At 75.3% G+C, this 26,094-nt stretch carries 21 protein-coding genes and 1 pseudogene; 14 read left to right on the top strand and 8 right to left on the bottom strand.

All coding sequences use genetic code 11. The annotated features are described in order from the left end of the window. Positions 1-23 precede the first annotated feature (23 nt). A complete protein-coding gene (locus F7P10_RS00610) occupies positions 24-539 on the top strand; it encodes a DUF3291 domain-containing protein (RefSeq protein ID WP_151007580.1) in 516 nt (171 codons plus the stop codon). A 45-nt stretch (positions 540-584) separates the two neighbouring features. Here F7P10_RS00610 and F7P10_RS00605 read toward each other — a convergent pair whose 3' ends face one another. Next, positions 585-1,595 carry a DUF3866 family protein gene (locus F7P10_RS00605; RefSeq protein ID WP_151007579.1) on the bottom strand — a complete coding sequence of 337 codons (1,011 nt, stop codon included), beginning with the start codon at positions 1,593-1,595 and terminating at the stop codon, positions 585-587. Positions 1,596-1,764: 169 nt separating this feature from the next. On the opposite strand from F7P10_RS00605, the gene F7P10_RS00600 reads away from it, so the two are divergent. The 6 genes and pseudogenes from F7P10_RS00600 to F7P10_RS00575 all read left to right on the top strand — a co-directional run bounded on the left by F7P10_RS00600 (position 1,765) and on the right by F7P10_RS00575 (position 8,336). Continuing rightward, positions 1,765-2,811, top strand: coding sequence for a YafY family protein (locus F7P10_RS00600; RefSeq protein ID WP_151007578.1), 1,047 nt, complete (start codon positions 1,765-1,767; stop codon positions 2,809-2,811). Then, positions 2,808-3,839: a YafY family protein gene (locus tag F7P10_RS00595; RefSeq protein ID WP_151007577.1), complete on the top strand. Its 1,032-nt coding sequence runs from the start codon at positions 2,808-2,810 to the stop codon at positions 3,837-3,839. The genes F7P10_RS00600 and F7P10_RS00595 overlap by 4 nt, the downstream gene beginning before the upstream one ends. A 52-nt stretch (positions 3,840-3,891) precedes the next feature. After that, positions 3,892-4,113, top strand: a complete 222-nt coding sequence (locus tag F7P10_RS00590) for a hypothetical protein (RefSeq protein ID WP_254716326.1) — start codon at positions 3,892-3,894, stop codon at positions 4,111-4,113. 25 nt (positions 4,114-4,138) lie between these two features. Continuing rightward, positions 4,139-4,474, top strand: coding sequence for a Sec-independent protein translocase subunit TatA (gene tatA, locus F7P10_RS00585; protein ID WP_151007575.1), 336 nt, complete (start codon positions 4,139-4,141; stop codon positions 4,472-4,474). A 145-nt stretch (positions 4,475-4,619) separates the two neighbouring features. Beyond that, positions 4,620-5,441 (top strand): twin-arginine translocase subunit TatC, encoded by an 822-nt coding sequence (gene tatC, locus F7P10_RS00580; RefSeq protein ID WP_218040315.1) that lies wholly within the window; start codon positions 4,620-4,622, stop codon positions 5,439-5,441. 103 nt (positions 5,442-5,544) lie between these two features. Then, positions 5,545-8,336, top strand: a pseudogene (locus F7P10_RS00575) (DEAD/DEAH box helicase). A 39-nt stretch (positions 8,337-8,375) separates the two neighbouring features. Here F7P10_RS00575 and F7P10_RS00570 read toward each other — a convergent pair. Then, positions 8,376-9,191 carry an oxygenase MpaB family protein gene (locus tag F7P10_RS00570; protein ID WP_254716325.1) on the bottom strand — a complete coding sequence of 272 codons (816 nt, stop codon included), beginning with the start codon at positions 9,189-9,191 and terminating at the stop codon, positions 8,376-8,378. 336 nt (positions 9,192-9,527) lie between these two features. Between F7P10_RS00570 and F7P10_RS00565 the strand changes: the two genes are divergently transcribed. The 3 genes from F7P10_RS00565 to F7P10_RS00555 all read left to right on the top strand — a co-directional run bounded on the left by F7P10_RS00565 (position 9,528) and on the right by F7P10_RS00555 (position 12,218). Next, positions 9,528-10,505 carry an ABC transporter ATP-binding protein gene (locus F7P10_RS00565; protein WP_151007572.1) on the top strand — a complete coding sequence of 326 codons (978 nt, stop codon included), beginning with the start codon at positions 9,528-9,530 and terminating at the stop codon, positions 10,503-10,505. Beyond that, positions 10,502-11,344: an ABC transporter permease gene (locus F7P10_RS00560; RefSeq protein WP_151007571.1), complete on the top strand. Its 843-nt coding sequence runs from the start codon at positions 10,502-10,504 to the stop codon at positions 11,342-11,344. The genes F7P10_RS00565 and F7P10_RS00560 overlap by 4 nt, the downstream gene beginning before the upstream one ends. Positions 11,345-11,549: 205 nt before the next feature. Beyond that, entirely contained in the window at positions 11,550-12,218 is a 669-nt protein-coding gene (locus F7P10_RS00555; protein ID WP_151007570.1) for a TetR/AcrR family transcriptional regulator, read from the top strand. Positions 12,219-12,332: 114 nt separating this feature from the next. On the opposite strand, the gene F7P10_RS00550 is transcribed toward F7P10_RS00555, so the two are convergent. The 3 genes from F7P10_RS00550 to F7P10_RS00540 form a co-directional block, all read right to left on the bottom strand. Next, entirely contained in the window at positions 12,333-13,235 is a 903-nt protein-coding gene (locus F7P10_RS00550) for an NAD-dependent protein deacetylase (protein ID WP_254716324.1), read from the bottom strand. A gap of 105 nt (positions 13,236-13,340) precedes the next feature. Beyond that, a complete protein-coding gene (locus F7P10_RS00545; RefSeq protein WP_151007569.1) occupies positions 13,341-14,378 on the bottom strand; it encodes a PHB depolymerase family esterase in 1,038 nt (345 codons plus the stop codon). A 178-nt stretch (positions 14,379-14,556) separates the two neighbouring features. Then, positions 14,557-15,681, bottom strand: a complete 1,125-nt coding sequence (locus tag F7P10_RS00540) for a helix-turn-helix domain-containing protein (protein ID WP_151007568.1) — start codon at positions 15,679-15,681, stop codon at positions 14,557-14,559. 583 nt (positions 15,682-16,264) lie between these two features. Between F7P10_RS00540 and F7P10_RS00535 the strand changes: the two genes are divergently transcribed. The 4 genes from F7P10_RS00535 (at position 16,265) to F7P10_RS00520 (ending at position 22,878) form a co-directional block, all read left to right on the top strand. Continuing rightward, entirely contained in the window at positions 16,265-16,798 is a 534-nt protein-coding gene (locus F7P10_RS00535) for a hypothetical protein (protein WP_151007567.1), read from the top strand. Positions 16,799-16,901: 103 nt separating this feature from the next. Beyond that, positions 16,902-18,302: an alpha/beta hydrolase domain-containing protein gene (locus F7P10_RS00530; protein WP_254716323.1), complete on the top strand. Its 1,401-nt coding sequence runs from the start codon at positions 16,902-16,904 to the stop codon at positions 18,300-18,302. Between the two features lie 485 nt (positions 18,303-18,787). Next, the gene (gene nirB / locus F7P10_RS00525) at positions 18,788-21,307 is read left to right on the top strand and encodes a nitrite reductase large subunit NirB (protein WP_151007566.1); all 2,520 of its coding nucleotides are present in this window, start codon (positions 18,788-18,790) and stop codon (positions 21,305-21,307) included. Then, positions 21,304-22,878: an FAD-dependent oxidoreductase gene (locus F7P10_RS00520; RefSeq protein WP_151007565.1), complete on the top strand. Its 1,575-nt coding sequence runs from the start codon at positions 21,304-21,306 to the stop codon at positions 22,876-22,878. Before nirB ends, F7P10_RS00520 begins: the two co-directional genes overlap by 4 nt. A gap of 54 nt (positions 22,879-22,932) precedes the next feature. On the opposite strand, the gene F7P10_RS00515 is transcribed toward F7P10_RS00520, so the two are convergent. From F7P10_RS00515 to F7P10_RS00500, 3 genes are all read right to left on the bottom strand, one after another. Further along, positions 22,933-23,646: a Crp/Fnr family transcriptional regulator gene (locus tag F7P10_RS00515; protein WP_151007564.1), complete on the bottom strand. Its 714-nt coding sequence runs from the start codon at positions 23,644-23,646 to the stop codon at positions 22,933-22,935. Positions 23,647-24,077: 431 nt separating this feature from the next. Further along, complete coding sequence (locus F7P10_RS00505; RefSeq protein ID WP_151007562.1) at positions 24,078-24,995, bottom strand: 5'-3' exonuclease; 918 nt, start codon at positions 24,993-24,995, stop codon at positions 24,078-24,080. A gap of 40 nt (positions 24,996-25,035) precedes the next feature. Beyond that, positions 25,036-25,968, bottom strand: a complete 933-nt coding sequence (locus F7P10_RS00500; protein WP_151007561.1) for a PP2C family protein-serine/threonine phosphatase — start codon at positions 25,966-25,968, stop codon at positions 25,036-25,038. Positions 25,969-26,094 lie beyond the last annotated feature (126 nt).

The raw sequence follows: 26,094 nt of genomic DNA, 5'->3' as shown, positions 1-26,094 counted from the left end.
TGCGGCCGTGGTGAGGTGAGCCCATGACCGACGATCACCGCGCCGCCGCCGCCGTCCCTGCCCGGACCGAGCCGCCGCGCCATCACCTCGCCCAGTTCAACGTGGCGACGCTGCTCCGCCCCCTGGACGATCCGGGGACGGCGGAGTTCGTGGCGCTGCTGGACCCCGTGAACGCCCTCGCCGACGCCGCTCCCGGGTTCGTGTGGCGGCTGGTGGAGGAGGGGCGGCCGGACGCCACGGGGATGCGCCCGGCCGGCGACGACGTGATCGTCAACTTCTCGGTGTGGGAGTCGGCGGACGCGCTGTGGGAGTTCGTCTACCGGTCCCCGCACCTGGAGACGATGCGGCGGCGCCGCGAATGGTTCCGGCGGCATGTCGAGGCGCATCTGGTGCTGTGGTGGATCCCCGCCGGGCACGTGCCGACGGTGGAGGAGGCGATGGAGCGGCTGGCGCTGCTGCGCACGCGGGGCCCGTCGCCGCGCGCGTTCACGTTCGCGTCGTCCTTCACCGCCGAGGAGGCCGGGCTCGCACCGGTGTGAGGCCCGGCCCGGCCCGTCCGCCGTGCGTGGGCGCCCGTACCGCGATCAGCCGAGCAGCGCGGCGGTGTGGCGGCCGGCGGCGGCGGCGGTGAGGAAGTAGGCGGGGTCCTCGTCGAGGCGGCGGCCCATGGTGGACAGCCGGACGCCCCAGTCCCGCTCGGCCTCCGCGAGCGCGTCGCGCAGGCCGTCGACGGGGACCGGGACGAGCGTGTGCCGGTCGCCGAGCGGCGCGGCCTGCGCGGCGACCCGGGCGCCGAACTCGCCGCCGAGTTCGGGGACGGGGACGTCGGCGCGGGCGAGGGCGACGCGGCCGTAGGCGGTGAGGGAGTGGTGGGACACGCCGATGTGGCGTTCCCGTGCGTCGCCCTCGCTGACGCGCAGCGACGCGACGGGCCGGCCGCCGAGCACGGACGCGGCGTTGACGGCCTCGCCCGCCGACACTCCCGAGAACCCCCAGCGGGTGCCGGTGCCGAGGTTGCCCGGCCCTTGCGCGAGCACGATGACGTCGGCGTCCAGGACGAGGCGTGCCGCGAGCAGCCCGGTGTGGACGGTGACGGCCTCGAGGTCGCCGCCGAACGCCTGCCCGACGGTGACGGTCGCCGCCAGCGCGCCCGCGTCCGTCAGCCGGGCGATCGACATGGAGAACCAGGAGGGCAGCGCGCCGCCGTCCGGCATGACGTACACCACGCGGGCCCCGGGGCGGGCGGCGCGGAGCCCGGCGAGGACGGGCGGCAGCGCCGAGTGCAGGTCGGCGACGACGACGGGCGCGCCGCCGAGGGAGTCGGCGTCGCGCAGGACGTCGTGGTGCGGGGAGTCCTGCTCGTCGGCGCCGAGGACGGTGGCCTGCAGGGGGGTGTAGCGGGCCTTGACCAGGTGGCCGGGGCCGGACGGGTCGGGCGGGAGCCGGTCGGGGATCGCGACGACCATCGCGTAGCCGCCGGTGCCCAGGCCCATCGCCAAGGCCGTAGTGTTGAGCAGGACGGTGTCGCCGGGTTCGGGACGCCCCACCAGCGCGGGATACGCCAGGGCGCGGTGCGCGCCGTCGCCCCCGATCACGACGTCCAGCTCGACCGCCCCCGGCCATTCGCGTCGGATGCCCTCAACTGTGCCTTTACGCCATCGGATCACACTGGGAAACGGTAGCGTCCTCAGATGACGGGCGTGGGGGCGTTCGGGCCCGTGTAGGGGGCACCGGGGGCTCACGGAGCGAAGAGGTGGTGGCGAAGTGTCGCGGCGCAAGACCGAGCGCCTGCTGAATCTGGTGGTCTGCCTGCTCGCCACCCGGCGCTATCTGACCGCGGAGCAGATCCGCCGGGCGGTGCCGGGCTATCCGGACTCCGACGAGGCGTTCAAGCGGATGTTCGAGCGCGACAAGGAGGAGTTGCGCGAGCTGGGCGTGCCGCTGGAGGTCGGCAGCGATCTGCAGGGCGGGGGCGGCGAGGAGATCGGGTACCGGATCCCGCCGCAGGACTACGAGCTGCCGGACGTGCACCTGACGCCGGACGAGGCGGCGGTGCTGGGCCTGGCGGCGCGCGTCTGGCAGCGCGCGAGCCTGGCGGAGGCGGCGTCGGGGGCGCTGCTGAAGCTGCGGGCGGCGGGGGTGGAGACCGACGCGTCGGCGGCCGTCGGGATCGAGCCGCGCGTCGACACCGGCGAGCCGGCGTTCCCGGCGCTCTGGGAGGCGGTCCGGGACCGGCGGCCGGTCGCGTTCGACTACCGGGCGATCGGGCGGACGTCGGTGACGCGCCGCCACCTGGAGCCGTGGGGCGTCGTCAGCCGGCGGGGCCGCTGGTACGTGGTCGGGTTCGACCGGGACCGCGACGAGGAGCGGGTGTTCCGGCTGAGCCGCATCGACGGGGAGGTCGCGGCGGACGGCCCGGCCGGGTCGGTGACGGTCCCGGACGGCGTCGACGTGCGGCGGATCGCGTTCGACCGGAGCGAGCCGGTCACCGAGCCGCGCCCGGCGACGGTGCGGCTGCGGGCGGGCGCCGCGCACGGCCCGCGCCGGTGGGCGCGCGACGTGCGGCCGTCCGGTGACGGCGGGTGGGACGAGGCGGTCCTGACGTTCCGGGACGTGGAGCGGTTCGCGCCGTACCTGGCGCGGTTCGCCGACGACGTGGTGGTGCTGGACCCGCCGGACCTGCGGGACGCGGTGATCCAGCAGCTGAAGGCGGTACTGGCCGCCGGGGAGCACGAGGCGGCGGCCGGCGGCGACGGAATCGGGGAGATCGGGGATGCGGAGCCCGAGGACGGGACGGTGAGCGCGCGATGACCGCCAGGACCACCGGCGGGGCGGCGAAGCAGCCCGCGAAGCAGCCAGCGGCGTCGACCGGGCGGCTCGCGCGGCTGCTCGCGCTGGTGCCCTACGTCGTCAACCGCGAAACCGTCGCGCTCGAGGAGGCCGCGGCCGCGTTCGGGGTGACCGAGAAGCAGCTGATCGACGATCTGAACCTGCTGTGGTGCGTGGAGCTGCGCGCGCCCGATCCGTACTGCCCGATCGACCTGTCCTACGAGGGCGGGGAGATCACCGTGGCGGAGGCCGAGTCGATCGCGCGGCCGCTGCGGCTGAAGGTCGACGAGGCCAGCGCGCTGCTGGTGGCGCTGCGGATGCTCGCCGAGATCCCCGACCTGCACGACCGGGACGCGCTCAGCCGCGTCATCGCGAAGCTGGAGAGCGCCGCGGGCGCGGCGGCCGCCCCGAGCGCGCAGGTCGCCGTCCAGGTGGACGCCCGCGACGTCGCGGCGGGCGGCGGGCCGGGCGCCCGGACCGTGCTCGGGACCCTGCGGGACGCGGTCGCGTCCCGGAGCCGCGTGCACCTGGCGTACTACGTGCCGGCGCGCGACGAGAACACCGAACGCGACGTCGACCCGATGCGGCTGCTGGTGGTGGAGGGCAACACCTACCTGGAGGGGTGGTGCCGCCGCGCGGAGGCGGTGCGGCTGTTCAAGCTCGACCGCGTCACCGCCCTGACGGTGCTGGACGAGCCCGCCGAGGTGCCCGAGGACGCCGAGCCGATCGACGTGGACGCCGGGCTGTTCCGGCCGTCGCCGCAGGACGTGCGGGTGACGCTGGAGCTGACGCCGCGCGGCCGGTGGGTCGCCGACTACTACCCGTGCGAGAGCGTCGAGGAGCTGGGGGAGGGGCGGCTGCGGGTGGTGCTGCCGACGCCCGACACCCGGTGGGTGCGCGGCCTGGCGCTGCGGCTGGGCGACCAGGGGCGGGTCGTGTCGCCCGCGCCGGTCGCCGCCGGTGTCCGCGACGACGCCGCCCGCGCCCTCGCCCGGTACGGGCTGGGCTGACCGGCCCGTCCCGATGCTGACGCCCGCCCCCGGATCGGCTACGGTGGCGGGCGTGGCGTGGGTAGCGGTTTCGGTGACGGCGGGCTTCGTCGGCCTGGCCGTGCTCGCCTACTGCGCGTTCAAGGTGTACCTGGGCGTGCGGCGGCTCGGACGTGAACTCGAGCGCACGAGATCGCGGCTGGCGCCGAAACAGTCGGCGTTGCGGGATGAACTCTCGCTACTCGAGGGATCTCGGGCGCCACAAGCGCGCGAAGACGGCGTACGATCGTCGTGAGGACCCCTGCTGAAGAGGATTTGTCATGGCTGGACTTGGTACGACCGAAATTCTGATCATCCTGGCGATCGTCCTGGTGTTGTTCGGGTCGGCGAAGCTGCCGCAGCTCGCCCGGTCGCTCGGCAAGTCCGCCCGGATCCTGAAGGCCGAGACCAAGGGCCTGCACGACGACGATGACGACGGCCGCGACACCGGCCGTGACAACGGCGGCACGGCCCAGGCGTCCCAGGCGTCCCAGCAGGCTCCCGCGCAGGACGCGCCGGGCGCGCAGCAGGGCGGCCGCGGCCCGCAGGCGATCTCCTCCGGTGAGCCGCTCCAGGGCGTCCCCGTGTCGGACCCGGGCCAGTTCCGCAAGAGCTGATCCCCGAGCGGCGGCGGCGCCCGCCGCTCTCCCGCCGCGGTAGCCGCCCTCGCCCGGACGGCCGCCGCGCCGACCCCCGGACCCGACTCGAGCCCGAAAGCCGATGATGAAGCTGAGCAGGCGCGGTGCCGCAGCCGACGGCCGCATGCCCCTCCTTGAGCACCTCCGTGAGCTGCGCAACCGGCTGGTCAAGGCGATCCTCGGCCTGCTCGTGGGCGCGATCATCGGCTGGATCTTCTTCGACCCCATCTGGGACTGGCTGAAGCAGCCCTACACCCGAATCCCGGCGGAGCACTGCCTCGACGGCAAGTGCGACCTGGTCGTGCACGGCATCTTCGACGGATTCTTCGTGCACCTGAAGGTCGCGCTGATCATCGGCGCGGTGCTGTCGTCGCCGGTCTGGCTGTACCAGCTGTGGGCGTTCGTCGCGCCCGGCCTGTACGGCCGGGAGAAGCGCTGGACGTACATCTTCATGACGGCGGCCGTGCCGCTGTTCGTCGCCGGCGGCTACCTGGCCTACCTGACGATGGACAAGGGCCTGGAGATCTTCATCGGGCTCGCGCCCGGCGACACGACCGTCCTCGTCGGTGTCCAGGACTACCTGAGCTACGCCCAGGCGATGCTGTTCATCTTCGGGCTGACGTTCGAGCTGCCGCTGTTCGTGGTGATCCTGAACATGGCGGGCGTGCTCACCCACCAGCGGATCCGCAAGTCGCGCCGGATGCTGTGGTTCGGCGTGTTCGTGTTCGCCGCGATCGCCACCCCCAGCCAGGACCCCTTCACCATGCTGGCGCTGGCCCTCCCCACGATCGTGCTGTTCGAGATCGCCGAGCTGATCGCCTACGTGCACGACCGGCGGCTCGCCCGGCGCGCCGACCCGCACGGGGAGCTGTCGGACGACGAGGCGTCCCCGCTCGACCTCGAGGCCATCGACGCCGAACTGGAGAAGGGCGAGCGGGCCCGCTGACCGCGGCCCGCCGCGGCGGCGGGCCACCCCGCGCCGCGACCCGCCGGAATCCGGTTCGTTATGGATTGGGAATCGGGCCGGTCGAAACCGTAGGCTCGAAGACATGACCTCCCCCGACACCACGTCGACCGGGCGGCGCACCGAGGCGGAGACCGGGGACACCCCGGCCTCCCGGTACGCGGCCTACCGCAGGCGCACCGCCGGGAACGGCCCCGCCCTGCTGGACTTCCGCACCCTGTACGACTTCGAGCTGGACGCCTTCCAGCTGCGGGCGTGCCAGGCGCTGGAGGACGGCAGCGGCGTCCTCGTCGCGGCGCCCACCGGCTCCGGCAAGACCGTCGTCGGGGAGTTCGCCGTCCACCTCGCGCTGACCGGCGGCGGGAAATGCTTCTACACCACGCCGATCAAGGCGCTGTCGAACCAGAAGTACGCCGACCTCGTCCGCCGCTACGGCCCGAGAAGGTCGGGCTGCTCACCGGCGACAACAGCGTCAACGGCGAGGCGCCCATCGTGGTGATGACCACCGAGGTGCTGCGCAACATGCTGTACGCGCAGTCGCCCACCCTGGCCGGGCTGGCGTTCGTGGTGATGGACGAGGTGCACTACCTCGCCGACCGGTTCCGCGGCGCCGTCTGGGAAGAAGTGATCATCCACGTCCCGGACTCGGTGCGGCTCGTGGCGCTGTCGGCCACCGTCAGCAACGCCGAGGAGTTCGGCGAGTGGCTGCAGGCCGTCCGCGGCGACACCGCCGTCGTCGTGGACGAGCACCGGCCCGTCCCGCTGTTCCAGCACATGCTCGTCGGCACCTACCTGCACGACCTGTTCGTCGACACCGGCAAGGGCGAGAACCGGCAGGCCCGCCTCAATCCCAAGCTGACCCGGATGGCGGTCGAGGAGGTGCGCCGCGCCAAGGTCAACCAGGGGCGCCGCACCGGGCGGCGCCGCGCGCCGCGCCCGCAGCGGTTCCGGCCCCCGGCCCGCGCCGACGTCATCGAGCGGCTCGACCGCGCCGGGCTGCTGCCCGCGATCACGTTCATCTTCTCCCGCGCCGGCTGCGACGCCGCCGTCCAGCAGTGCCTGGCCGCCGGGATCCGGCTGACCTCCAAGGAGGAGTCGGAGGAGATCCGCGCCCACGCCGAGCTGCGCACCGCCGACATCCCCCCGGCCGACCTGGGGGTCCTCGGCTACGACGACTTCCTCGCCGCGCTCGAGCGGGGCGTGGCCGCCCACCACGCCGGGATGCTGCCCACGTTCAAGGAGATCGTGGAGGAACTGTTCACCCGCGGGATGATCAGGGCGGTTTTCGCCACCGAGACGCTCTCGCTCGGCATCAACATGCCCGCCCGCACCGTCGTGATCGAGAAGCTCGACAAGTGGAACGGGGAGGCGCACGTCGACCTCACCCCCGGCGAGTTCACCCAGCTCACCGGACGCGCCGGGCGGCGCGGCATCGACGTCGAGGGACACGCCGTCGTGGTGTGGGCGCCCAACGTCGACCCCGCGTCGGTCGCGGGCCTGGCCGGCGCCCGCACCTACCCGCTGAACTCCAGCTTCCGCCCGTCCTACAACATGGCGGTCAACCTCGTCGGCGCCGTCGGGATCGAACGCGCCCGCACCCTGCTCGAGGAGTCGTTCGCGCAGTTCCAGGCCGACCGCGCCGTCGTCGGCCTCGCGCGGCAGGTCCACAAGAACGAGGAGGCCCTCGCCGGATACGCCGAGGCGGCCCGGTGCCACCTCGGCGACTTCATGGAGTACGCCGCGCTGCGGCGGCGGCTGTCGGACCGGGAGGCGCAGCTGTCGCGGGAACGGTCGGCGTCCCGCCGCGCCGAGGCCGCCAAGTCCCTCGAGCGGCTGCGGCCCGGCGATGTGATCCTGGTGCCGTCCGGACGCCGCTCCGGCCTCGCCGTCGTCCTCGACCCCGGACTCGGCCGCCGCTCCGACGGGCCCGCGCCGCTCGTCCTCACCGTGAACCGGTCGGTGCAGCGGCTGTCGATCCAGGACTTCCCCCGCGCCGTCGAACCCGTCGAGCGGCTCCGCATCCCCAAGTCGTTCAGCCCCCGCAACCCGCAGGACCGCCGCGACCTCGCCGCCACCCTCCGCAACAAGGTCCCGGGCGACGCCCGGGAGCGCAAGCGGACCCGCGGCGACTCCGCCGCCGCCGACGACACCGAGATCGCCGACCTGCGCGCCGAACTGCGCCGCCACCCCGTGCACGGCTGCGACGAACGCGAGCAGCACGCCCGCTGGGCCGAGCGGTACCACCGCCTCGACCGCGAGACCGCGCAGCTGCGGCGCCGCGTCGAGGGCCGCTCCCAGGTCATCGCCCGCACCTTCGACCGGGTCTGCGGCGTCCTGGAGCAGCTCGGATACCTGTCCGGCGGCGAGGTCACCGACGAGGGCCGCCGCCTCGGCCGCATCTACAACGAACTCGACCTGCTCACCGCCGAGAGCCTCCGCGCCGGGCTGTGGGACCGGCTCGACCACGCCGAACTCGCCGCGTGCGTGTCGGCGCTGGTGTACGAGTCGCGGCGCGACGACGACACCGGGCCGCACCGCACCCCCTCCGGCCGGGCCGAGGACGCGCTCGCCGCGATGGTGCGGCTGTGGGGCGAGCTGGACGCCGTCGAACACGACAACCGCGTGTCGTTCCTGCGGGAACCCGACCTCGGGTTCGCGTGGACCGCGTACCGGTGGGCCAAGGGCGACGACCTCGACGCGGTGCTGCTCGCGAGCGACATGACCGCGGGCGACTTCGTCCGCGCCGTCAAGCAGCTGCTCGACCTGCTCGGGCAGGTCGCCGACGCGTCCCCCGCGAACGGGCACGTCCGCAAGACGGCGCGGCGCGCGATGGACGCGATGCGCCGCGGCGTCGTCGCCTACTCGTCCGTCACCTGACGGGGCCCGCCCGCGGCGCCCCCGCGCCGTCCGGGACGGTCAGTCGCCCGCCCGCTCCGCGCGTCCTGCGCGGCGGCGGGCGCGGCGCTCGCGCAGCGTCCGCTCGACGCGGTGCGAGGCGAGGCGGACCAGCAGCGCCTGCGGCGGCCGCCGCAGCGGCCCCGGCGTCACCCGGTGCCCGAGCGCGGCCGTGCCCAGCACCAGCGCGGCCGCGCGGCGGTGCCGCGCGCCCCACGGCAGCCCGTACCGCTCGCGGAACGGCTCGGGCAGCAGCGCGGTCGTGACCACGCGGAACACCGCCAGGCCCGGCGCGAGCGCGCGCAGCTTCCGCGGGTGCAGCACGGCCGCCGCGACCTTCCGCGCGTTGTCGTCCACCTCCAGCGACGCCACCATCTCGTCCATGTAGGCGCGGAAGGACGCCAGGTCCGCCGGCTGCTCCTCCAGCGGGCAGCCGAGGACCTCCGCGACGATCCGCGCCTGCCGGTAGTACTCCTCGGCCTCGTCCTCGCCGGGACGGCCGCGCCGCCCCAGCCGCTCGTGCAGGTACAGCGCCGAGTCGATGAGCGTCGCGTTCACCCACAGCTGCAGGCCGGGATCGTTGCCCGAGTAGCCCTCGCCGCGGACGGCGGTGTGGATGCCGCGGACCTTCGCGGCGATCCGCTCGACCTGCTCCGGCGTCCCGAACGCCGTGATCAGCAGGAAGTCGAGGGTGCCGAACAGCCGCGCCAGCGGCCGTTCGGCGAAGTCGCTGTGCTCGGCGACGCCGCGCGCCACGCCGGGGTGCGCCAGCTGCATCAGCAGCGCGCGTCCGGCGCCCAGCCCGACGATCGGCTCGGCGCCCAGCAGGCGCAGCACGTCCCGGTCGGCGAGCCGGGCGGCCAGGTCGCCCGCCGCGACCGGACCGGCGCCGCCGCCGACGGGGGAGGGGACGCTCGAGGGGGCTGCGGGGGCGGGGGCGGCGATGCGGGCACGAAGGCCTCCCGGGCGAGGGCCGGAATACGGTGCCCCGCATCCTCACCCATTATTGACGCCACGTCAATAATGGGCGGGGAGGGGCGTTTCCGCCCGGTCCGCCCTGGCGGCGCCTACTGCGCAGGTCGGAGGCGGGGTCGACCTGAGGATGAGTCGGCGGACATTTCGCGCCGATAGGGTCGTCACGGCCAGAACGACCACGACCCCCTGGACTCCTGCATGATCGAGGCCCAGAACCTCACCAAACGCTACGGCGCGAAGGTCGCCGTGCACGACCTCTCCTTCAAGGTGGAGCCCGGCCGGGTGACCGGCTTCCTCGGCCCGAACGGCGCCGGGAAGTCGACGACCATGCGGATGCTGCTCGGGCTGGACCGGCCCGACGGCGGCGACGCCCGCATCGCAGGACGGCACTACCGCGACCTGCCCGTCCCGATGCGGACCGTCGGCGCGCTGCTGGAGGCCAAGGCCGTCCACACCGGCCGCAGCGCCCGCAACCACCTGCTGTGCCTCGCGCAGTCCCAAGGCATCGGCGCCAAGCGCGTCGACGAGGTCCTGGAACTGGTCGGCCTCACCGACGTCGCCGGGCGCCGGACGCACGGCTTCTCGCTCGGCATGGGCCAGCGGCTCGGCATCGCCGCCGCCGTCCTCGGCGACCCCGAGGTGCTCATCCTGGACGAACCGGTCAACGGGCTCGACCCCGAGGGCGTCGTCTGGATCCGCAGCCTCATGCAGCGGTTCGCCGCCGGCGGCCGGACCGTGTTCGTCTCCAGCCACCTGATGAACGAGATGGCCGTCACCGCCGAGCACCTCATCGTCATCGGCCGCGGCCGGCTCATCGCCGACTGCTCCACCGAGGAGTTCATCGAGCGCAGCACCGAGAAGTCGGTGCTCGTCCGCACCCCCGACGCCGAGCGGCTCACCGGCGTGCTGTCCGGCGAGGGCGGCAAGGTCGCCGCCGCCGAGGACGGCGCGCTGACCGTCGCGAACCTGGAGGCGCCCCGCATCGGCGAGCTCGCCGCCGCCGAGGGACTCGTCCTGCACGAGCTCACCCCGCGGCGCGGCTCCCTCGAGGACGCGTTCATGGAGCTCACCCGCGACACCGTCGAGTACGGGGCGCCCGGTGCCGCCGGCGCGGCGGCCGCCGGCGCGCCCGCCGCGGACCGGCCCGCGGTCCCCGCGAAGGAGGAGGCCCGATGACCGCCGCCCCCGCCGACACGGCGCAGCCCTCGGGGCCCCGCGCCGAGGCGCGCCGCCCCGGCTTCGGCGCCCTGCTCCTGGCCGAGTGGACCAAGATCCGCACCGTCCAGTCGACGCTGTGGTCGCTGGCCCTGCTGGTCCTGCTCAACCTGGGCTTCACCGGCCTGCTCGCGGCGGTCTTCGCGACGCAGTGGGACAGCATGAACGAGTCCGACCGCGCCATGATCGGGGAGGATCCCGCCGGGTTCTTCCTCGGCGCCGGCCTGTCCTACAGCCAGCTGACCGTCTGCGTGCTCGGCGTGCTGCTCATCGCCTCCGAGTACTCCACCGGCATGATCCGCTCGAGCCTGCTGGCGGTGCCGGCCCGGCTGCCGATGCTGTGGGCCAAGGCCCTGGTGTTCGCGGCGATCGTCCTGGTGCTGGGCGTCGCGGTGTCGTTCGGCTCGTTCTTCCTCGGCGCCGGCATCCTCGGGGACCGGCTCCCGGTGGGGCTGGGCGACCCCGGCGTGCTGCGCGCCGTCTTCGGCGGTGGCCTCTACCTGGCGATGCTCGGGCTGTTCTCGCTGGCGATCGGCGCGATCGTCCGGCACACCGCGGGCGCCATCACCGGTGTGATCGGGCTCGTCCTGGTCCTGTCCCCGCTGGCGTCGCTGCTGCCCGGCCGCGTCGGCGAGTACGTCAACGGCTACCTGCCGTCCACCGCGGGCATGCTCATCACCGCGGCGCAGCCGGCGGACGACGGCGTCCTCGGGCCCTGGAGCGGTTACGGGGTGTTCGCCCTGTGGACCGCCGTGCTGCTCGGGGCCGCCGCCTACCTGCTCAAACGCCGCGACGCCTGACGGCCCCGCCGCACGGCTCGAACCGGCACGCTCGAACCGGCACGCTCGAACCCACGGTCCGTGCACGCACGGCCCGGGAACGGACCGGACCCGCTCGGCGAGGCCGGTCCGTTCGCCGTCCCGCCCGGGCGTTTGCGCCGCGGACGGCGGCGGCCTACCGTATTGGTCGTACGCTTTAAGCAAATGACCAACCGAAGGGGCGGGGATGCCCGCAGGCGGGGTGCCGACCCGGATCCGGCTGCTCGAGGCCGCGGTGGCGGTCATGGCGGAGGACGGCTGGACCGCCGTGACGTCCCGCGGCGTCGCCGAGCGCGCGGACGCCAACAACGCGCTGGTGCACTACTACTTCGGTTCCGTGGACGCGCTGCGCCGCGCCGCCGTCCTGCACGCGCTCGAAGCCGAGATGGAGGGCCCGATCGCGGCGATCCTGGACGCCCCGGACGTCCTGGACGGCATCGTCACGGCGATCGCCGACCTCACCGCACCGCGGGCCACCGGCGACGGCACCGGCCCGCCCCGGCTGCGGGTCGTCACCGAGGCGCTCGTGCACGGGCTGCGCGACGAGGAGCTGCGCCGCGAGACCGCCGGGCAGCTCGCGGCGTTCCGCGGCGCGCTCGCCGACCGGCTCGCCGCGCTCCGCGCCACCGGCGGGCTGCGCGGCGACGCCGACCCGGCCGCCCTCGCCGTGGTGGTCTGCGCGCTGATCGACGGGCTGCTGCTGCACGCGGTCGTCGACCCCCGCACCGACGCCGCCGCGGCCACGGCCGGCCTCCTCGGCCTGCTGCGCGGCCCCGCCGGTGCGTCCCCCCTCGAGTCCCCGGGCGGGCCGGGCCGCGAGCCCTCCGGCGGCGAAGCAGGCGAGCGTGCCGAGTGACACCCCCGAACCGGCGGGCCCGGCGGCACGCCCCGGACCGGCGACATCATGCGGCCGCGCCCCGCGATCGGCCGCGTCCGCCTCGCGGGATTCGTCCGCGGACGCTCCGGGTGATCAGGGGTGCGCGACCGGCTCGGCGAGCTCTCCGAGCAGCGCGCCGAGCGTCGCGCCCAGCGGCGCGTCCAGGGTGACCAGCGCCTCCCCGTCGCCCCGCGTCGGGCCCCGGTTCACGATCCCGACCGGGATCCCGCGCCGGGCCGCGTGCCGGACGAACCGGTACCCCGACATCACCGTCAGCGACGACCCCAGCACCAGCAGCGCCCCCGCCCGCTCGGTCAGCGCGAAGCAGTCGGCGACCCGCGCGGGCGGCACGTTCTCCCCGAAGAACACCACGTCCGGCTTCAGCGGCCCGCCGCACCGGTCGCAGCCCACCACCCGGAACGCCTCGATCGCGCGGTCGTCCAGCTCGGCGTCGCCGTCGGGGTTGACCGAGCCGTCCTGGCCGTGCAGGCCCGGATGCTCGCCCGCGTGCCCGCCCGGCCGCTCGCCGAACCCCGGGTTGGCGGCGCGCAGCCGCGCGTCCAGGTAGCCGCGGGGCGTGCGGGCCCCGCACGCCAGGCACACCACCCGGTCCAGTGACCCGTGCAGCTCGATCACCCCCGCCGCGCCGGCCGCCTGGTGCAGCCCGTCCACGTTCTGCGTGATGACCCCCGCCAGCAGCCCCCGCCGCTGCAGCTCCGCGACGGCCCGGTGCCCGGCGTTGGGGCGCGCGTCCTTGATGTGCCGCCAGCCCAGATGGCTCCGCGCCCAGTACCGGCGCCGCGCCGCCGCGCCGCCGGTGAACGCCTGGTAGGTCATCGGGTCGCCCCGCCGCCTGCTGAGCCCCGTCTCGCCACGGTAATCCGGAATGCCCGACTCGGTGGAGATGCCGGCGCCGCTCAGCACCACGACGTCCCCGTCCGAGACGAGGTCCGCCAGGGCGCGCAGCCCTGCCTCCCCCTCCACAACCTGCGTCACCCCTCCATGGTGCCCGACGAGCCGCCGCCGCCGAACCGGGCTCGGGCGCCGGACGGCCGCGGCCGTCCGGCGCCCGAGCCCGGTGGGGACGGGCGCGCGGTGCGGTCAGCCCAGCCCGAAGAAGCGGGACGCGTGGTACGGGCCGCACAGCGCGTCGTGCCCGGCGCCCGCCGTCCCGCAGTTCTCGGCGCCCGCGCCCGGATCGACCGGCGGCTCGTGCCCCATGTCGTCGATCAGGTACGTCTCGAGCCGGCCGCTCCCGTAGACGCGCTTGGTGACGCCGCTCGCGGGCGTCGTCGTCGACGTCGGCGTGCGGCCGATCCCGAACACGTTCGTCCACTGCGCCGTCTGGTACTCCAGCGACCGCGGCACGATGATCGGGTCCGAGCCGCCGTGCCAGATCTGCACCGGCGGGCGCGGGCCCGAGTAGCCCGGGTGCGCGCCGCGCAGCCGGTCGCCCCACTCCCGCGCGGAGGTGAAGTTGAAGTACCCCGAGCACGGCCCGAACGGCGGCGTGACGAAGTACACGGACTCGGAGTCGGCGCAGCCGTAGGCCATCCCGAAGAACACCGCGCCGGCCTTGAACACGTCCGGATACGCGGCCAGCATCACGTTCGTCGCCGCTCCGCCGCCGGAGTAGCCGGTGACGAACACCCGCGACGCGTCCGCGCCGTACGCCTCCGTCATGTGCTCGACCATCCGGACGACCGAGCGGGCCTCGCCGTCGCCCGCGCGGGTGCGGTCCTCCTCGCTCCACGCGCTGAAGCACTTGTGCGGGATGAGCCCGCCGGAGCCGACGTTCTCCTCCTTCTGCTCGGGGAACACGATCGTGAACCCGTAGGTGTCGGCGTACTTGCGCCAGCCGGTGTTCACGTCGAGGTCCCGGGCGTCGCCGCCGCACCCGTGGAACAGCACCACCACGGGCGCGCCCGGCCGCGCGCTCTCCGGGACGTAGGCGTACATCGTCAGGTTGCCGGGGTTGGGGCCGAAGTCCGTGACCTCGTGGAACCCGGTCGGCGCCGCGGCCGCCCGCGGGACGTCCGCGCACCACGCCGCCGCGGCGGCCGCCAGGATCAGCGCCGCCGCGGCCGCGCGCAGCGCGCGCCCGCGCAGGGATCTTCCGCTCGTGCGGAGGAGGTTCATGCGTCAGCCTTTCTCCGAGGGGGTGACCGGATGATCGCCGCCGCCGCCGTCCGCGACCATGAACCTCACGCCGAATCCGGGCCCGCGCGCGGCTCACCCGAGTGAGTCCGACCCCGCGAGCCCGTCCGCCCGGCCGGGGCGGGCCGCTCGAGCGGCCCGCCCCGGACCGGCGGGGACGTCAGCCGGACGGCTCGGGGACCTCGTCCGGGAAGAGCCGCAGCATCGAGTTCAGCGTGATCATGGTCGCGAGCTTGGTGTCGGGGGCGGCCGGCTCGCCGCCGAACATCTCGTGGATCACCCGGATCCGGTACCGCACCGTCTGGGGGTGGATGTGCAGCTGCCGCCCGGTGACGACCGCGTTGCCGCCGCTGTTGAAGTACGTCAGCAGCGTCTCGGCGAGCATCTCCCGACGCGGCGACGGCTGCTCCAGCAGCGGCCGCAGGTACTGCGGCGCGGCGGCCTCCACCAGATCGCGCGCCTCCGCGGTGATCAGCGTGGCCAGGTGGTCGCAGCAGCGCACCGTCCCGTCCGCGGGCAGCACGCCCTCCTCGGCGAGCGCGACGGCCCGCCGCGCCCACCGCAGCGACACCGCGCCGCGGTCCACCGGGACGGTCGGGCCGACCGCCCCGGGGCAGGCGTCGGCCAGCGCCGCCATCAGCCGCTCCTGGCCCGGACCGCCCGGATCCGGGACCACCAGGTAGGGGGCGTCGCCCGACCAGTCGGCGAGCACCGTGGGCGGGACGAGCCGGGCGGTGCCGTCCACCGGTCCGCGCAGCGCCACCGCGCAGATCGTCTCCGGGGCCGTCCAGTCGGCGGCCTTCGCCAGCTCCCGGATCGCCTCCCGGCCGATGGGCGGCTCGGCGACCAGGACGTCGCGGAGCCGCCCGCGGGCCCGCTCCCGGCGCGTCGCCAGCTCTTGGCGGGTCGAGTCGTAGCCTTCCGCGGCGGCGTCGACGAGGATGGCCAGGAGCCCGAAGTGGGCCTCGGTGAGCATCGACAGGGTCTCCTGGCTCCAGCCGAAGTCGTAGGCGTGGCCGATGAAGCGGCGGCAGGTGATCTGGCTGCTGAGCCGCAGCGCCGCCTCCAGGTTGTCGAGGCCGTGCCCCTCGGACGCCTCGCGGGCGCCGATGTGGGCGTAGAGCTTCGTGAGCGGCGTCCAGTCCGGCGCCGGGTCGTCCAGCGAGTCCACGAAGCCGCCGACCGTCGTGGAGATCGTCCGGATCATCTGCCGGCCCTGGACGCTGTCGGCGGAGTGCGCGTACGCGGGGAGCTGCCGGCGGATCTCGCCGGCGATCTCTTGCACGACCGAGTCGGCATGCGGGCGGAGGAGGTCGCCGACGCGGAGCGGCGGCGCGTGACACGTCAGCGGGGAGCGGGTTCTTCGAACTGACAGGGGCGGGGAGGCCACGGGTTCTCCTTGGGATCGGAAACGCACCTGGCTTTCGGGCTCGCCAGTCTCGCCTCTCCCGCCGCGAGATCAAGGGATGGTGAGAATACGTGTGTGACGGCACAGCGAGATTGGGCGGCGGCAACGGAATCAGGCGGTTTTTGTCGCCGTGTGAGTGATTGGAGCGTTCCGCCGCACCCGGCCCGGCCGATGCGGGAACCCGCTCAATGGGCGCGCCGATCAAATCGCCGCAGCGATTTCGTTCGCGCGTGAGCCGCCCCGGCGGCCGCCCCGCCATAGATTGCCGCCATGACGGAGCGGACACCGGGCCCGGACCGGGAGGCGGCGCGCCGCCGGCTGCTGGACGTCCTGCTCGGCGACGCGCCCGTGCCGCCGGGCGCGGAAGGCCTCGCGGCGCTCGCCGGACGCGCTCCCGGCGCCGCCCGCCGCGGGCCTGCCGCCGGACGCGCTGGCCGCGCCGTGGCGCCGGGTCCCGTGCGTGCTCGTTCCCGACCCCTCCCGCCCCGGCCGCGAGCGGACCCTGCGGGACGCGCTGCTGGGGCGGGGTGCGGTGCTGGGCCCGGCCGTCCGCACGGCCGACGCCGCCGTGTCGCTGCGCTGGGCCCGTGCGGCGCTCGCGCTCGCCGGAGCGGGCGGCCCCGCAGGGCTCGTCCGCGCCACCGAGGTGCTCCCGCCGTTCGCGGTGTTCCGCGACGACGACCTGGTCCACGCCGTCGCCGCCCACTGGCTCGCGCCCCTCGACCGCCTCCCGCCCCGCGACCGCATCGACGCCGCGCGGCTCATGCCGGCGCGCCTGCGCGAGGCCGGTCCGCCGCCGCCCGGCGCCGACCGAGCCCCGTCCCCGGCCGGGCGCCGCCTGGACCTCCTCGTCCTGCTGCAGGCCTGGCTCGGCCGCGCCCTCCGGGAGCAGCGGCCGCGCCCCGCGCGAGCAGTGGGGACGCGCGGCGGCCCGCCGGCCGCCGAGGCGGACGAGCGGGCCCGCACGCCCGCCGCCCGAGCGCAACGCACCTGACGCAAAACGCGGCGGCGCACGTCCCGCCGCCAGGCCGATGACGGCGCCGTGCCGCCCGTGGAGCATCCGGGGTCCCACCCACCCGACGGAGGGAACCCGACCGATGCACCTGTCGCTCACGCGGCGCCGGCCGCGCGCCCGGGGCCGCGCCGCCGCGGCGGCCGTACTCGGCGCCGCGCTCACCGCCGGCCTGCTCCCCGGCCCCGCCGCGCACGCCCGGGCCCCGCAGGACCCGGCGCCCACCGTGCGCGGGCCGCTGCCCGGCGCCGCGCCCGGCGACCCGTCCTCGCCCGACATCGCCCGCACCCACCCCTGGATGGCCACCGACGTCGACCTCGAGGCCCGCGGATACGTCGAGGAGGAGTTCATCGTCTCCGGCGCGGCCGACGCCTACTCGGCCACGGGGGAGCGCCTCGCCGCCGACGTCCCCTACACCACCCGCGTCATCGTGCGGCGCCCGGCGCGCCCGTCCGGCTTCGGCGGCACCGTCGTCGCCGAATGGCAGAACGTGAGCGCCGGATACGACCTCGACGCGCTCTGGTCCACCGACCAGATCACCGGGGCGGGGCAGGCCTGGGCGGGCATCTCCGCCCAGCGGGTCGGCGTCGAGCACCTGCGCGAGTGGAGCCCGGCACGCTACGGCGACCTCGACGTCACCGGCGGCGGCCGGTTCACCCGCGACGAGCTGTCCTACGACATCTACGCCCAGGTCGCGAGCACCCTGCGCCGCCGCGGCCCCGGCGCGCCCCTCGGCGGGCTGCGGGCCCGCGCGCTGATCGGCGCGGGCGCCTCGCAGTCGGCCGGCCGCATGACCGTCTATCACGACGCCGTCCTCCCGCAGACGGCGAAGGTGTTCGACGGGTACGCGTTCGCCGTCGGCTCCGCCCCGGCGCGGCGCGGCACCGAACCCGTGTTCCACATCCTGTCCGAGACCGACGTCCGCTCGCCCGAGCGGATGCCCGACACCCCCGTGTACCGCCGCTGGGAGGTCGCCGGATCCGCGCACTCCGGCTGGCACGGCCAGGCCTACCGCAGCTCCATCCTCGCCCGCGACCTCGGCGAGGCCCCGTCCTACGACTGCGAGCGGCCGCCGTTCAGCCGCGTCCCGCTCCATCACGTGATCGCCGCCGCGTACGCGCACCTCGGCCGGTGGATCGAGGACGGCACCGCGCCGCCGTCCGCCCCGCCGCTCGAGTTCGCCCCCGACGGCACCCTGGCCCGCGACGAGCGCGGCATGGCCGAGGGCGGTGTCCGCCTCTCCCAGGTCGAGGCGCCCACCGCGCTCAACACCGGCCAGAACACCGGTGAGACGTTCTGCGTGCTGTTCGGCACCCACGTCCCGTTCGGCGGCGCCGAACTCGCGGCCCGGTACGGCACCGACGCCCGCTACACCGCCGCCGTCCTGCGGTCCGACGCCCGCAACCTGCTGGCCGGCCACATCCTGCCCGCCGATGCCTGGGCGAACGCCCTGGCCGCCCTCGACGTGGACATCCCGCGCTCCTGAGCCGGCCACCCTCACCGGTGCCCCGCCCGCCGCGTTCGCGAAGGCCGGCCCTGCCGCCCGGAACGGAACGAAGCCACCTTACTTCGTAAAGGCAGTGGGCGGGGCGCCTTGCTGGGGGAGAGTTCGCGATTCTCGTCCGGACGGACGGGGAGAAGGAGACGGAGCCCGGTTCCGGCCGTGACCGACGTCGGCCGTGAACCGGTGCCTCCGCCCGCCGCCCGCCGCCCGCCGAGGGCCGGTGCGCGGTGGGCGTGCGGAGGGTCCTGCTGGGCATCGCAGGGTGCCGCCGGGCCTCCGCCGGGGCGTCGGCGCCCCCGGTCTGTCGCGGGCGTGTTACCTGTCCATTCCGGGAGTAATGGGGACGGACGTCTGGAGGAGCGACATTACGGGTGGGTATCGGCGCGGCGCGGGCGGTGAGGGGCAGTTAACGTACGGGTGACATTCGGGACCTGTCCGGGTAATAAGCCCGTCCGAGGATCGTCGGCATGGGAGCCGACAACGAAAACGTCCGGCGGCTGGTCGTGGTCGGCCACGGTCCGGCCGCGCACCGCCTGGTGGAGGTCCTGCGCGAGCGCGACACCGCCGGTGCGTGGCACGTGACCGTCATCGGTGAGGAGACCCGCACCGCCTACGACCGGGTCGCGCTGACCACCTACCTGGAGGGGGCCGACCTCGCCTACCCGCGCCACGGCGACGAGGTCGCGGTCCGCAGCGGCGAGCGGGTCACCGGGATCGACCGCGCGGCCCGGACGGTCGCCACGGACGCGGGGCACGAGGTGCCGTACGACGCGCTCGTCCTCGCGACGGGGTCCGCGCCGTTCGTCCCGCCCGTGCCCGGCGCCGACCTGCCGGGCGTGTTCGTCTACCGGACGATCGACGACCTCGACGCCATCCGCGAGTACGCCGCGGGCCGCGCGACCGGCGCGGTCGTCGGCGGCGGGCTGCTCGGCCTCGAGGCGGCCCGCGCGGTGCAGGGCCTCGGGCTGCGCAGCGCCGTGGTCGAGGTGGCGCCGTGGCTGATGCCCCGCCAGCTCGACGAGGGCGGCGGCGCGATGCTGCGCCGCCACATCGAGGCCCTCGGGATGGCCGTGCGGGCGGGGACCCCGATGAACGCGCTCGAGGCCGGGCCGGACGGGTCCGTCCGATGCGTCCGGATGGCCGACGACACCGTGCTGGACGCCGAGCTCGTGGTCTTCTCCGCCGGGATCCGCCCCCGCGACGAGCTGGCGCGCGGCTGCGGCCTGCCGGTGGGGGAGCGCGGCGGGATCATCGTGGACTCCGGCTGCCGCACCGAGGACCCCGCGATCTTCGCGATCGGCGAGTGCGCCGCCGTCGGCGGCGCGGTGTACGGGCTGGTCGCGCCCTGCTTCTCCATGGCCGAGATCGTCGCGGCGCGGCTCGCCGAGGACGCGGAGGCCCTGTTCGAGGGCGCCGACTCCTCCACCAAGCTCAAGCTGATGGGCGTGGACGTCGCCAGCTTCGGCGACCCGTTCGCCGACCGGGACGGCGGCGCGCTCGGCGTGACCTACACCGACCCGGTCGCGAAGGTGTACAAGAAGATCATCGTCAGCGACGACGCCCGCACGCTGCTCGGCGGCGTCCTGGTCGGCGACGCCGAGTCCTACGCCTCCCTGCGCGCCCAGGTCGGCGGCGCCCTGCCCGGCACCCCCGACCAGGTCCTGTTCGGCGGCACCGAGGCCGCGGGCGGCGACCTGCCCGGCGCCACCGTCGTGTGCTCCTGCAACAACGTCTCCGCCGAGACGATCCGCTGCGCGGTCTCCGAGCAGTCGCTGACCGACCTCGGCGAGGTGAAGTCCTGCACGCGCGCCGGGACGAGCTGCGGCAGCTGCGTCCCGCTGGTCAAGAAGCTCCTGGACGCCGAGCTGACCGCGGCCGGCGTCGAGGTCAGCAAGGCGATCTGCGAGCACTTCGACCACAGCCGCGCCGAGCTGTTCGACATCATCCGCGCGAGCGGCATCACCAGCTTCACCCGGCTGGTGGAGGAGCACGGACGGGGCCGCGGCTGCGACATCTGCAAGCCGACCGTCGCGTCCATCCTCGCCAGCCTCGGCAACGGCCACATCCTCGAGGGCGAGCAGGCGGCCCTGCAGGACACCAACGACCACTTCCTCGCCAACCTGCAGAAGAACGGGACCTACTCGGTCGTCCCGCGCGTCCCCGGCGGGGAGATCACCCCCGAGAAGCTGATCGTGATCGGGGAGGTCGCCCGCGACTTCGGCCTCTACACCAAGATCACCGGCGGGCAGCGGATCGACCTGTTCGGCGCCCGCGTCGAGCAGCTCCCGCAGATCTGGCGGCGGCTGGTCGACGCCGGGTTCGAGTCCGGGCACGCCTACGGCAAGTCGCTGCGGACGGTGAAGTCGTGCGTCGGCTCGACCTGGTGCCGCTACGGCGTCCAGGACTCGGTCGGCATGGCCATCAAACTGGAGCTGCGGTACCGGGGGCTGCGCGCCCCGCACAAGCTCAAGTCCGCCGTGTCCGGTTGCGCCCGCGAATGCGCCGAGGCGCAGAGCAAGGACTTCGGGATCATCGCCACCGAGAACGGCTGGAACCTCTACGTCGCCGGGAACGGCGGCATGCGGCCCCGGCACGCCGACCTGCTGGCGAGCGACCTGTCCGACGACGAGCTGATCACCGCGATCGACCGGTTCCTGATGTTCTACATCCGCACCGCCGACCGGCTGCAGCGCACCGCGAGCTGGCTGGAGGACCTGGACGGCGGCCTGGACTACCTGCGGGAGGTCGTCATGGAGGACCGCCTCGGCATCTGCACCGAACTCGACGCCGCCATGGAACGGCACGTCGCCGCCTACTCCGACGAGTGGAGCGACGTGCTGGACGACCCCGAGCGGCTCCGCCGGTTCGTCTCGTTCGTCAACGCGCCGGAGACACCCGATCCCAGCATCGAGTTCGAGGTCGAGCGCGAGCAGATCAAACCGCTGCTGCAGATCGGCACGCGCACCCCGGAGGCGGTGGGACGATGAGCGCCGCCCTGCCCGAAACGACGCCGCACGAGGAGACGCGGAACGTCGTCGTCGTCGGCAACGGGATGGCCGGATCCCGGTTCGTCGGCGAGCTGCGCGACCGGGACCCCTCCGTCCCGATCACCGTGTTCGGCGCGGAGCCGCAGCGCCCCTACAACCGGGTCCTGCTGTCGAACGTCCTCGCCGGCGCCACCGACCCCGAGCACATCGCGCTCGTCGACGCCGCCTGGTACGCCGCGCACGGCGTCGACGCCCGCCCCGGCGTCGAGGTGACCCGCATCGACCGCGAGGCCCGCACCGTGCACGCGTCCGACGGGTCCGTCACCCCGTACGGCACGCTCGTCCTGGCGACCGGCAGCACCGCGTTCGTCCCGCCGATGCCCGGCCTCGCCGAGGGGATGCCGCGCGGCGCGCTGGCGTTCCGCACCCTGGACGACTGCCGCCGCATCAGCGAGCTCGCCGACTCGGCGCGGCGCGCCGTGGTCATCGGCGGCGGGCTGCTCGGCATCGAGGCCGCCCGCGGCCTCGCGGGCCGCGGGCTGGACGTCACCGTCCTGCACCTGGCCGGGCACCTGATGGAACGCCAGCTCGACCCGGCCGCGGGCCGCGTCCTGGCCAGGACGCTCGCCGGGCTGGGCGTCGGCTCGCGCGTCGGCGTCGGCGTCACCGGCGTCCGCACCTCCGGGACCGGCGACGACCGCAGGGTCACCGGCGTGGCGCTGGACGTCGGCGGGGAGAGCGAGACGATCGACGCCGACCTGGTCGTCGTCGCGTGCGGCGTCCGGCCCGAGACCGCGCTCGCCCGCGACGCCGGCCTCGCCGTCGGCCGCGGCGTGATCGTCGACGACGAGCTGCGCTCGGTCGCCGACCCGTCCGTCCGCGCCATCGGCGAGTGCTCCGAGCACCGCGACGAGGTGTACGGGCTGGTCGCGCCCGCCTGGGAGCAGGCGGGGATCCTCGCCGGGCTGCTCGCGGGCACCGACCCCGGCGCCCGCTTCACCGGCGCCCGGCAGATCACCCGGCTGAAGGCCGCCGGGATCGAGCTGGCGTCGATGGGGGAGACCCACTTCGGCGACGAGGACGACGACGTCGAGGTCGTCCGCTTCACCGACGTCTCCCGCGGCACCTACAAGAAGGCGATCATCCGGGACGGCCGGCTGATCGGCGCGATCCTGCTCGGCGAGACCGCCGCGGCCGGGACGCTCACCCAGCTCTACGACCGTGCCGCCCCCGTGCCCGCCGAACGCGTGGCGCTGCTGTTCCCCGGCGCCGGCGGGGCGGACGGCGGGGAACGGCGGGCCGCCTCACCGCTGCGGATGCCGGACGCCGCCACCGTCTGCCAGTGCAACGGCGTCACCAAGCGCCGCATCCGGGAGGCGTGGGAGGACGGCGCCCGCACCGCCGGGGACGTGGCCGGCGAGACCCGCGCCGGCACCGGCTGCGGCGGCTGCCGCGACGCGGTCGAGGGCATCCTCGGGTGGCTCTCCGACCAGGAGACCCCGGGCGCGGAGACCCCGGCCGCGCGGGCCCCGGGACGGCGGGAACGCGCGGTGGCGGCCGCTCCCTCCTGACCCTGTTACTGATCTACAACGTAAAGGCGACGGCCGGTGCTCTCGCACCGGCCGTCAGTCCAGCGCGTTCACGGCGAACGCGCGCAGCGCTTCGGGATCGCGGACGGTGGTGCGTCGGCGGGCGGTCCGGACGAGGTCGGCGGCGCGCAGGACGGCGAGGGCGCGGGCGACCGTCTCGCGGGAGGCGTCGATGCAGCTGCCCAGCTCCTCCTGGGAGAGCGGCGGGGCGATCTCGACGGCGCCGTCGGGCGCGGGCGGGACGTGCCGGGCGGAGAGGTCGGCGAGGTCGGCCAGCAGCAGCGCCAGCCGCCGGGCGCCCTGCGCGGACACCGACGCCTGCAGGCGCCGGGACGCGTCGTCGAGACGGCGCACGAACGTGCCGCTGACCAGCATCCACATGCCGGGGTGGTCGTCCAGGAACGCGGTGAAGCGGGCCGCCGGGACGATCAGCGCCCGCACCGGGCCGAGCGCGGTGACGGTGGCCGAGCGCTGCCGGCTGCCGAGCACCGCGCTCTCGCACACCAGATCGCCGGGCCCGCGCACGGCCAGGACGATCTCGCGGCCGTCCTCGGTCGCCGACGCGACCTTCGTCCACCCGGACTCGATCACGATGATGTGGTCGGAATCCTCGCCCTGGTAGCACAGCGGAGCGCGCGCGGGGTAGTGGCGGGGACGTCCCGCCCGCCGCAGCGCCGCCCGCTGGGAGCCGTCGAGCCCGTCCCAGAAGCCTTCGCCCGCGCCGCGCGGCCGGGTCGCCGCCGGGCTCATCGCGGCCCCGCTTCCGGGCCCTCCCCGGACCCGCGTGGCGGACCCGGGCCCTCCCCGGACCCGCGTGGCGGACCCGGGGACGAGGGGGAACCGGCACCCGCGGCGCCGGGGGGAGTGGGGCGATGAGGCCCGGAGCCGCGGATACCGGTTCGTTCATGGCGCCGTCGCGGCCGGACGGGGTTCACGGCCGGCCTCGCGGCGATGTGCGTGCTGCCTGCATGTGCCAAGGAAAGCCCCTTACCGAGTCTGATGCTGCACCCTCGGGCACGCCCGGTCTGCGTCTTCTGACACTTTCGGTGAAACTTGTAGTCAGGATTCGGCGGGCCGCAGGACCGCCGGACGCCGGACGGCGCGGCCGGCGCGCGCGGGCTCTCGACCGGTCCCCATGGCGGTACCCGTGGCGGCACCCATCGCGGAGCGGAAGGCGTGCGTCAGCGTGCGAGGGCGTTCAGCAGCCGGTTCACCGGGCCGGACAGGTTCCACCGGTCCGCCAGCTCCACCAGCGCCTCCGGATCCCGCGCGCCCGCGGGCAGGCGGTCGTCGAGCGCGGCCAGTTCGGGCGCCTCGATGTCGGTGACGACGCGGACCACCGTCTCGGCCGATGCGAGGTAGTCGCGGGCGGCCTCGATCCGCTTGCGCGCCCCCGCCGGGAACCCCGTGTCGCCCCCGTCCAGCGCGGCGAGGATGCCCTCGACCGACCCGAACCGGGTGACCAGCGCCGCGGCCGTCTTGTCGCCGACCCCGGGCACCCCCGGCAGGCCGTCGCTGGGGTCGCCGCGCAGCGTCGCGTAGTCGCCGTAGCCGCGGCCCGGGATGCCGTACTTGTCCGAGACCTCCTTCTCGCCCATCACCTGCAGGTTCCGGACGCCGCGCGCGGTGTAGAGGACGGACACGGGGGCGCGGTCGTCGACGAGCTGGAACAGGTCGCGGTCGCCGGTCACGATGTCGACCGGCCCGTCGGCGGCGCCGCGCACCGCGAGGGTGCCGATGACGTCGTCGGCCTCGAAGCCGGGGACGCCGGTGCGGGCGAGCCCGAAGGCGTCCAGCACGGCGTCGATGACCGGGAGCTGCGCGGAGAGCGGATCCGGGGTCTGGTCGCCGCCGTCCTCGGCGACCCGGTGGGCCTTGTAGGACGGCAGCGCCGCCACCCGGAACGCGGGCCGCCAGTCGGCGTCCATGCAGCAGACGAGCCGGTCGGGGGAGCGGTCCTGGACGAGCCGCGCGATCATGTCGACGAGGCCCCGCACCGCGTTGACCGGCGTCCCGTCCGGCGCGGTGACCGACTCGGGCACGCCGAAGAAGGCGCGGAAGTACAGCGACGGCGTGTCCAGCAGCATCAGCCCGCTCATGCGCACATCCTTCCACGCGGGTACGACGGCGCGGGCCCGCTCAGGTCACCCGCGCGGCGAGGACGCAGATGTCGTCGTCGGCGTTCGCGCCGCCCAGCGACCGCAGCACGTGGTCGACGACGGCGTCCGGCGGCGCGGCGTGCCGCTGCGCCGCCGCCCCGCACAGCAGCGCGAGCCGCTCGGCGGGGTCCGCGCCGCGCCGGGCGATGAGCCCGTCGGTGTAGAGGAGCAGCAGGTCGTCGCGCCGCAGCGGGGTCTCGGCGTCGTCGGGCCGGGGCGCGCCGGGGACGCCGAGCAGCACGCCGCCGGGGGCCTCCAGCGGGCGGGCGCGGCGGCCGCGCAGCAGGACCGGCGGGGGATGCCCGGCGCGCGCCCAGGTGAGCAGGCGCGGGCCGGGACGGTACCGGGCGGCGACGGCGCTGGCCGTGCGCGGTTCCGCGGCGTCGTCGGCGCCGCCGAGGGTCGTGCCGAGCCAGCCGAGCAGTGCGCCGGGGGAGGCGCCGGTGCGGGCGAGGCCGCCGAGGGCGCCGCGCAGCCGCGCCATCTCGGCGGCTGCGGCCGGGCCGTGCCCCGACACGTCCCCGACGGCGAGCAGCACCTCGTCCGGGGCCAGCGCCGCCGCCTCGTACCAGTCGCCGCCCACCCGGTGCTCGCTGCGCGCGGGCAGGTACCGGACGGCGACGCGCAGGCCCGGCAGCGCGCGGACGCCGCGGGGCAGCGGCAGCACGGCGCGCTGCAGCTCGACGGCGACGCGGCGTTCCCCGGCGGCCCGCAGGCGGCGCCGGTCGGCGGCGGCCGCCTCCCCGGCGGCGAGCGCGTCGGCCCGCGCGGACCGCGCCCGGTCGGCGAGCGCCTCGGCGCGCGCCTCGGCCCGGGCCGCGCCGGGCCGGCCGGGCGCCGTCGCGGCGGGGCGCTCGGCGGCGCCGCGCGCCGCTTCCCGATGGCTCGCGCGGCCGCCCTCCCTCGCGGGCACCCGGTCAGCCGCCGTGCCGGCGGTGCGGCCCGGGGCGGCGCCGTCCGCCGGTTCTTGCGATGCTGGTGGCGTATCCGAGGCGGATCATCCTGTGTCGGAGCACATGCAGAATGTAACAGGACCAGG

The organism is Actinomadura sp. WMMB 499 (assembly GCF_008824145.1).
Taxonomy (GTDB): domain Bacteria; phylum Actinomycetota; class Actinomycetes; order Streptosporangiales; family Streptosporangiaceae; genus Spirillospora.
The sequence above is the reverse complement of the archived record's forward strand: the minus strand, read 5'-3'. Positions and strand labels throughout refer to the sequence as shown.

Coding starts and splice junctions, on each gene's coding strand:
- F7P10_RS00610 (WP_151007580.1), top strand. CDS start 24: ATGACCGACGATCACCGCGCCGCCGCCGCCGTCCCTGCCCGGACCGAG.
- F7P10_RS00595 (WP_151007577.1), top strand. CDS start 2,808: ATGACCGCCAGGACCACCGGCGGGGCGGCGAAGCAGCCCGCGAAGCAG.
- tatA (WP_151007575.1), top strand. CDS start 4,139: ATGGCTGGACTTGGTACGACCGAAATTCTGATCATCCTGGCGATCGTC.
- tatC (WP_218040315.1), top strand. CDS start 4,620: ATGCCCCTCCTTGAGCACCTCCGTGAGCTGCGCAACCGGCTGGTCAAG.
- F7P10_RS00565 (WP_151007572.1), top strand. CDS start 9,528: ATGATCGAGGCCCAGAACCTCACCAAACGCTACGGCGCGAAGGTCGCC.
- F7P10_RS00560 (WP_151007571.1), top strand. CDS start 10,502: ATGACCGCCGCCCCCGCCGACACGGCGCAGCCCTCGGGGCCCCGCGCC.
- F7P10_RS00555 (WP_151007570.1), top strand. CDS start 11,550: ATGCCCGCAGGCGGGGTGCCGACCCGGATCCGGCTGCTCGAGGCCGCG.
- F7P10_RS00545 (WP_151007569.1), bottom strand. CDS start 14,378: ATGAACCTCCTCCGCACGAGCGGAAGATCCCTGCGCGGGCGCGCGCTG.
- F7P10_RS00530 (WP_254716323.1), top strand. CDS start 16,902: ATGCACCTGTCGCTCACGCGGCGCCGGCCGCGCGCCCGGGGCCGCGCC.
- nirB (WP_151007566.1), top strand. CDS start 18,788: ATGGGAGCCGACAACGAAAACGTCCGGCGGCTGGTCGTGGTCGGCCAC.
- F7P10_RS00520 (WP_151007565.1), top strand. CDS start 21,304: ATGAGCGCCGCCCTGCCCGAAACGACGCCGCACGAGGAGACGCGGAAC.
- F7P10_RS00515 (WP_151007564.1), bottom strand. CDS start 23,646: ATGAGCCCGGCGGCGACCCGGCCGCGCGGCGCGGGCGAAGGCTTCTGG.
- F7P10_RS00505 (WP_151007562.1), bottom strand. CDS start 24,995: ATGAGCGGGCTGATGCTGCTGGACACGCCGTCGCTGTACTTCCGCGCC.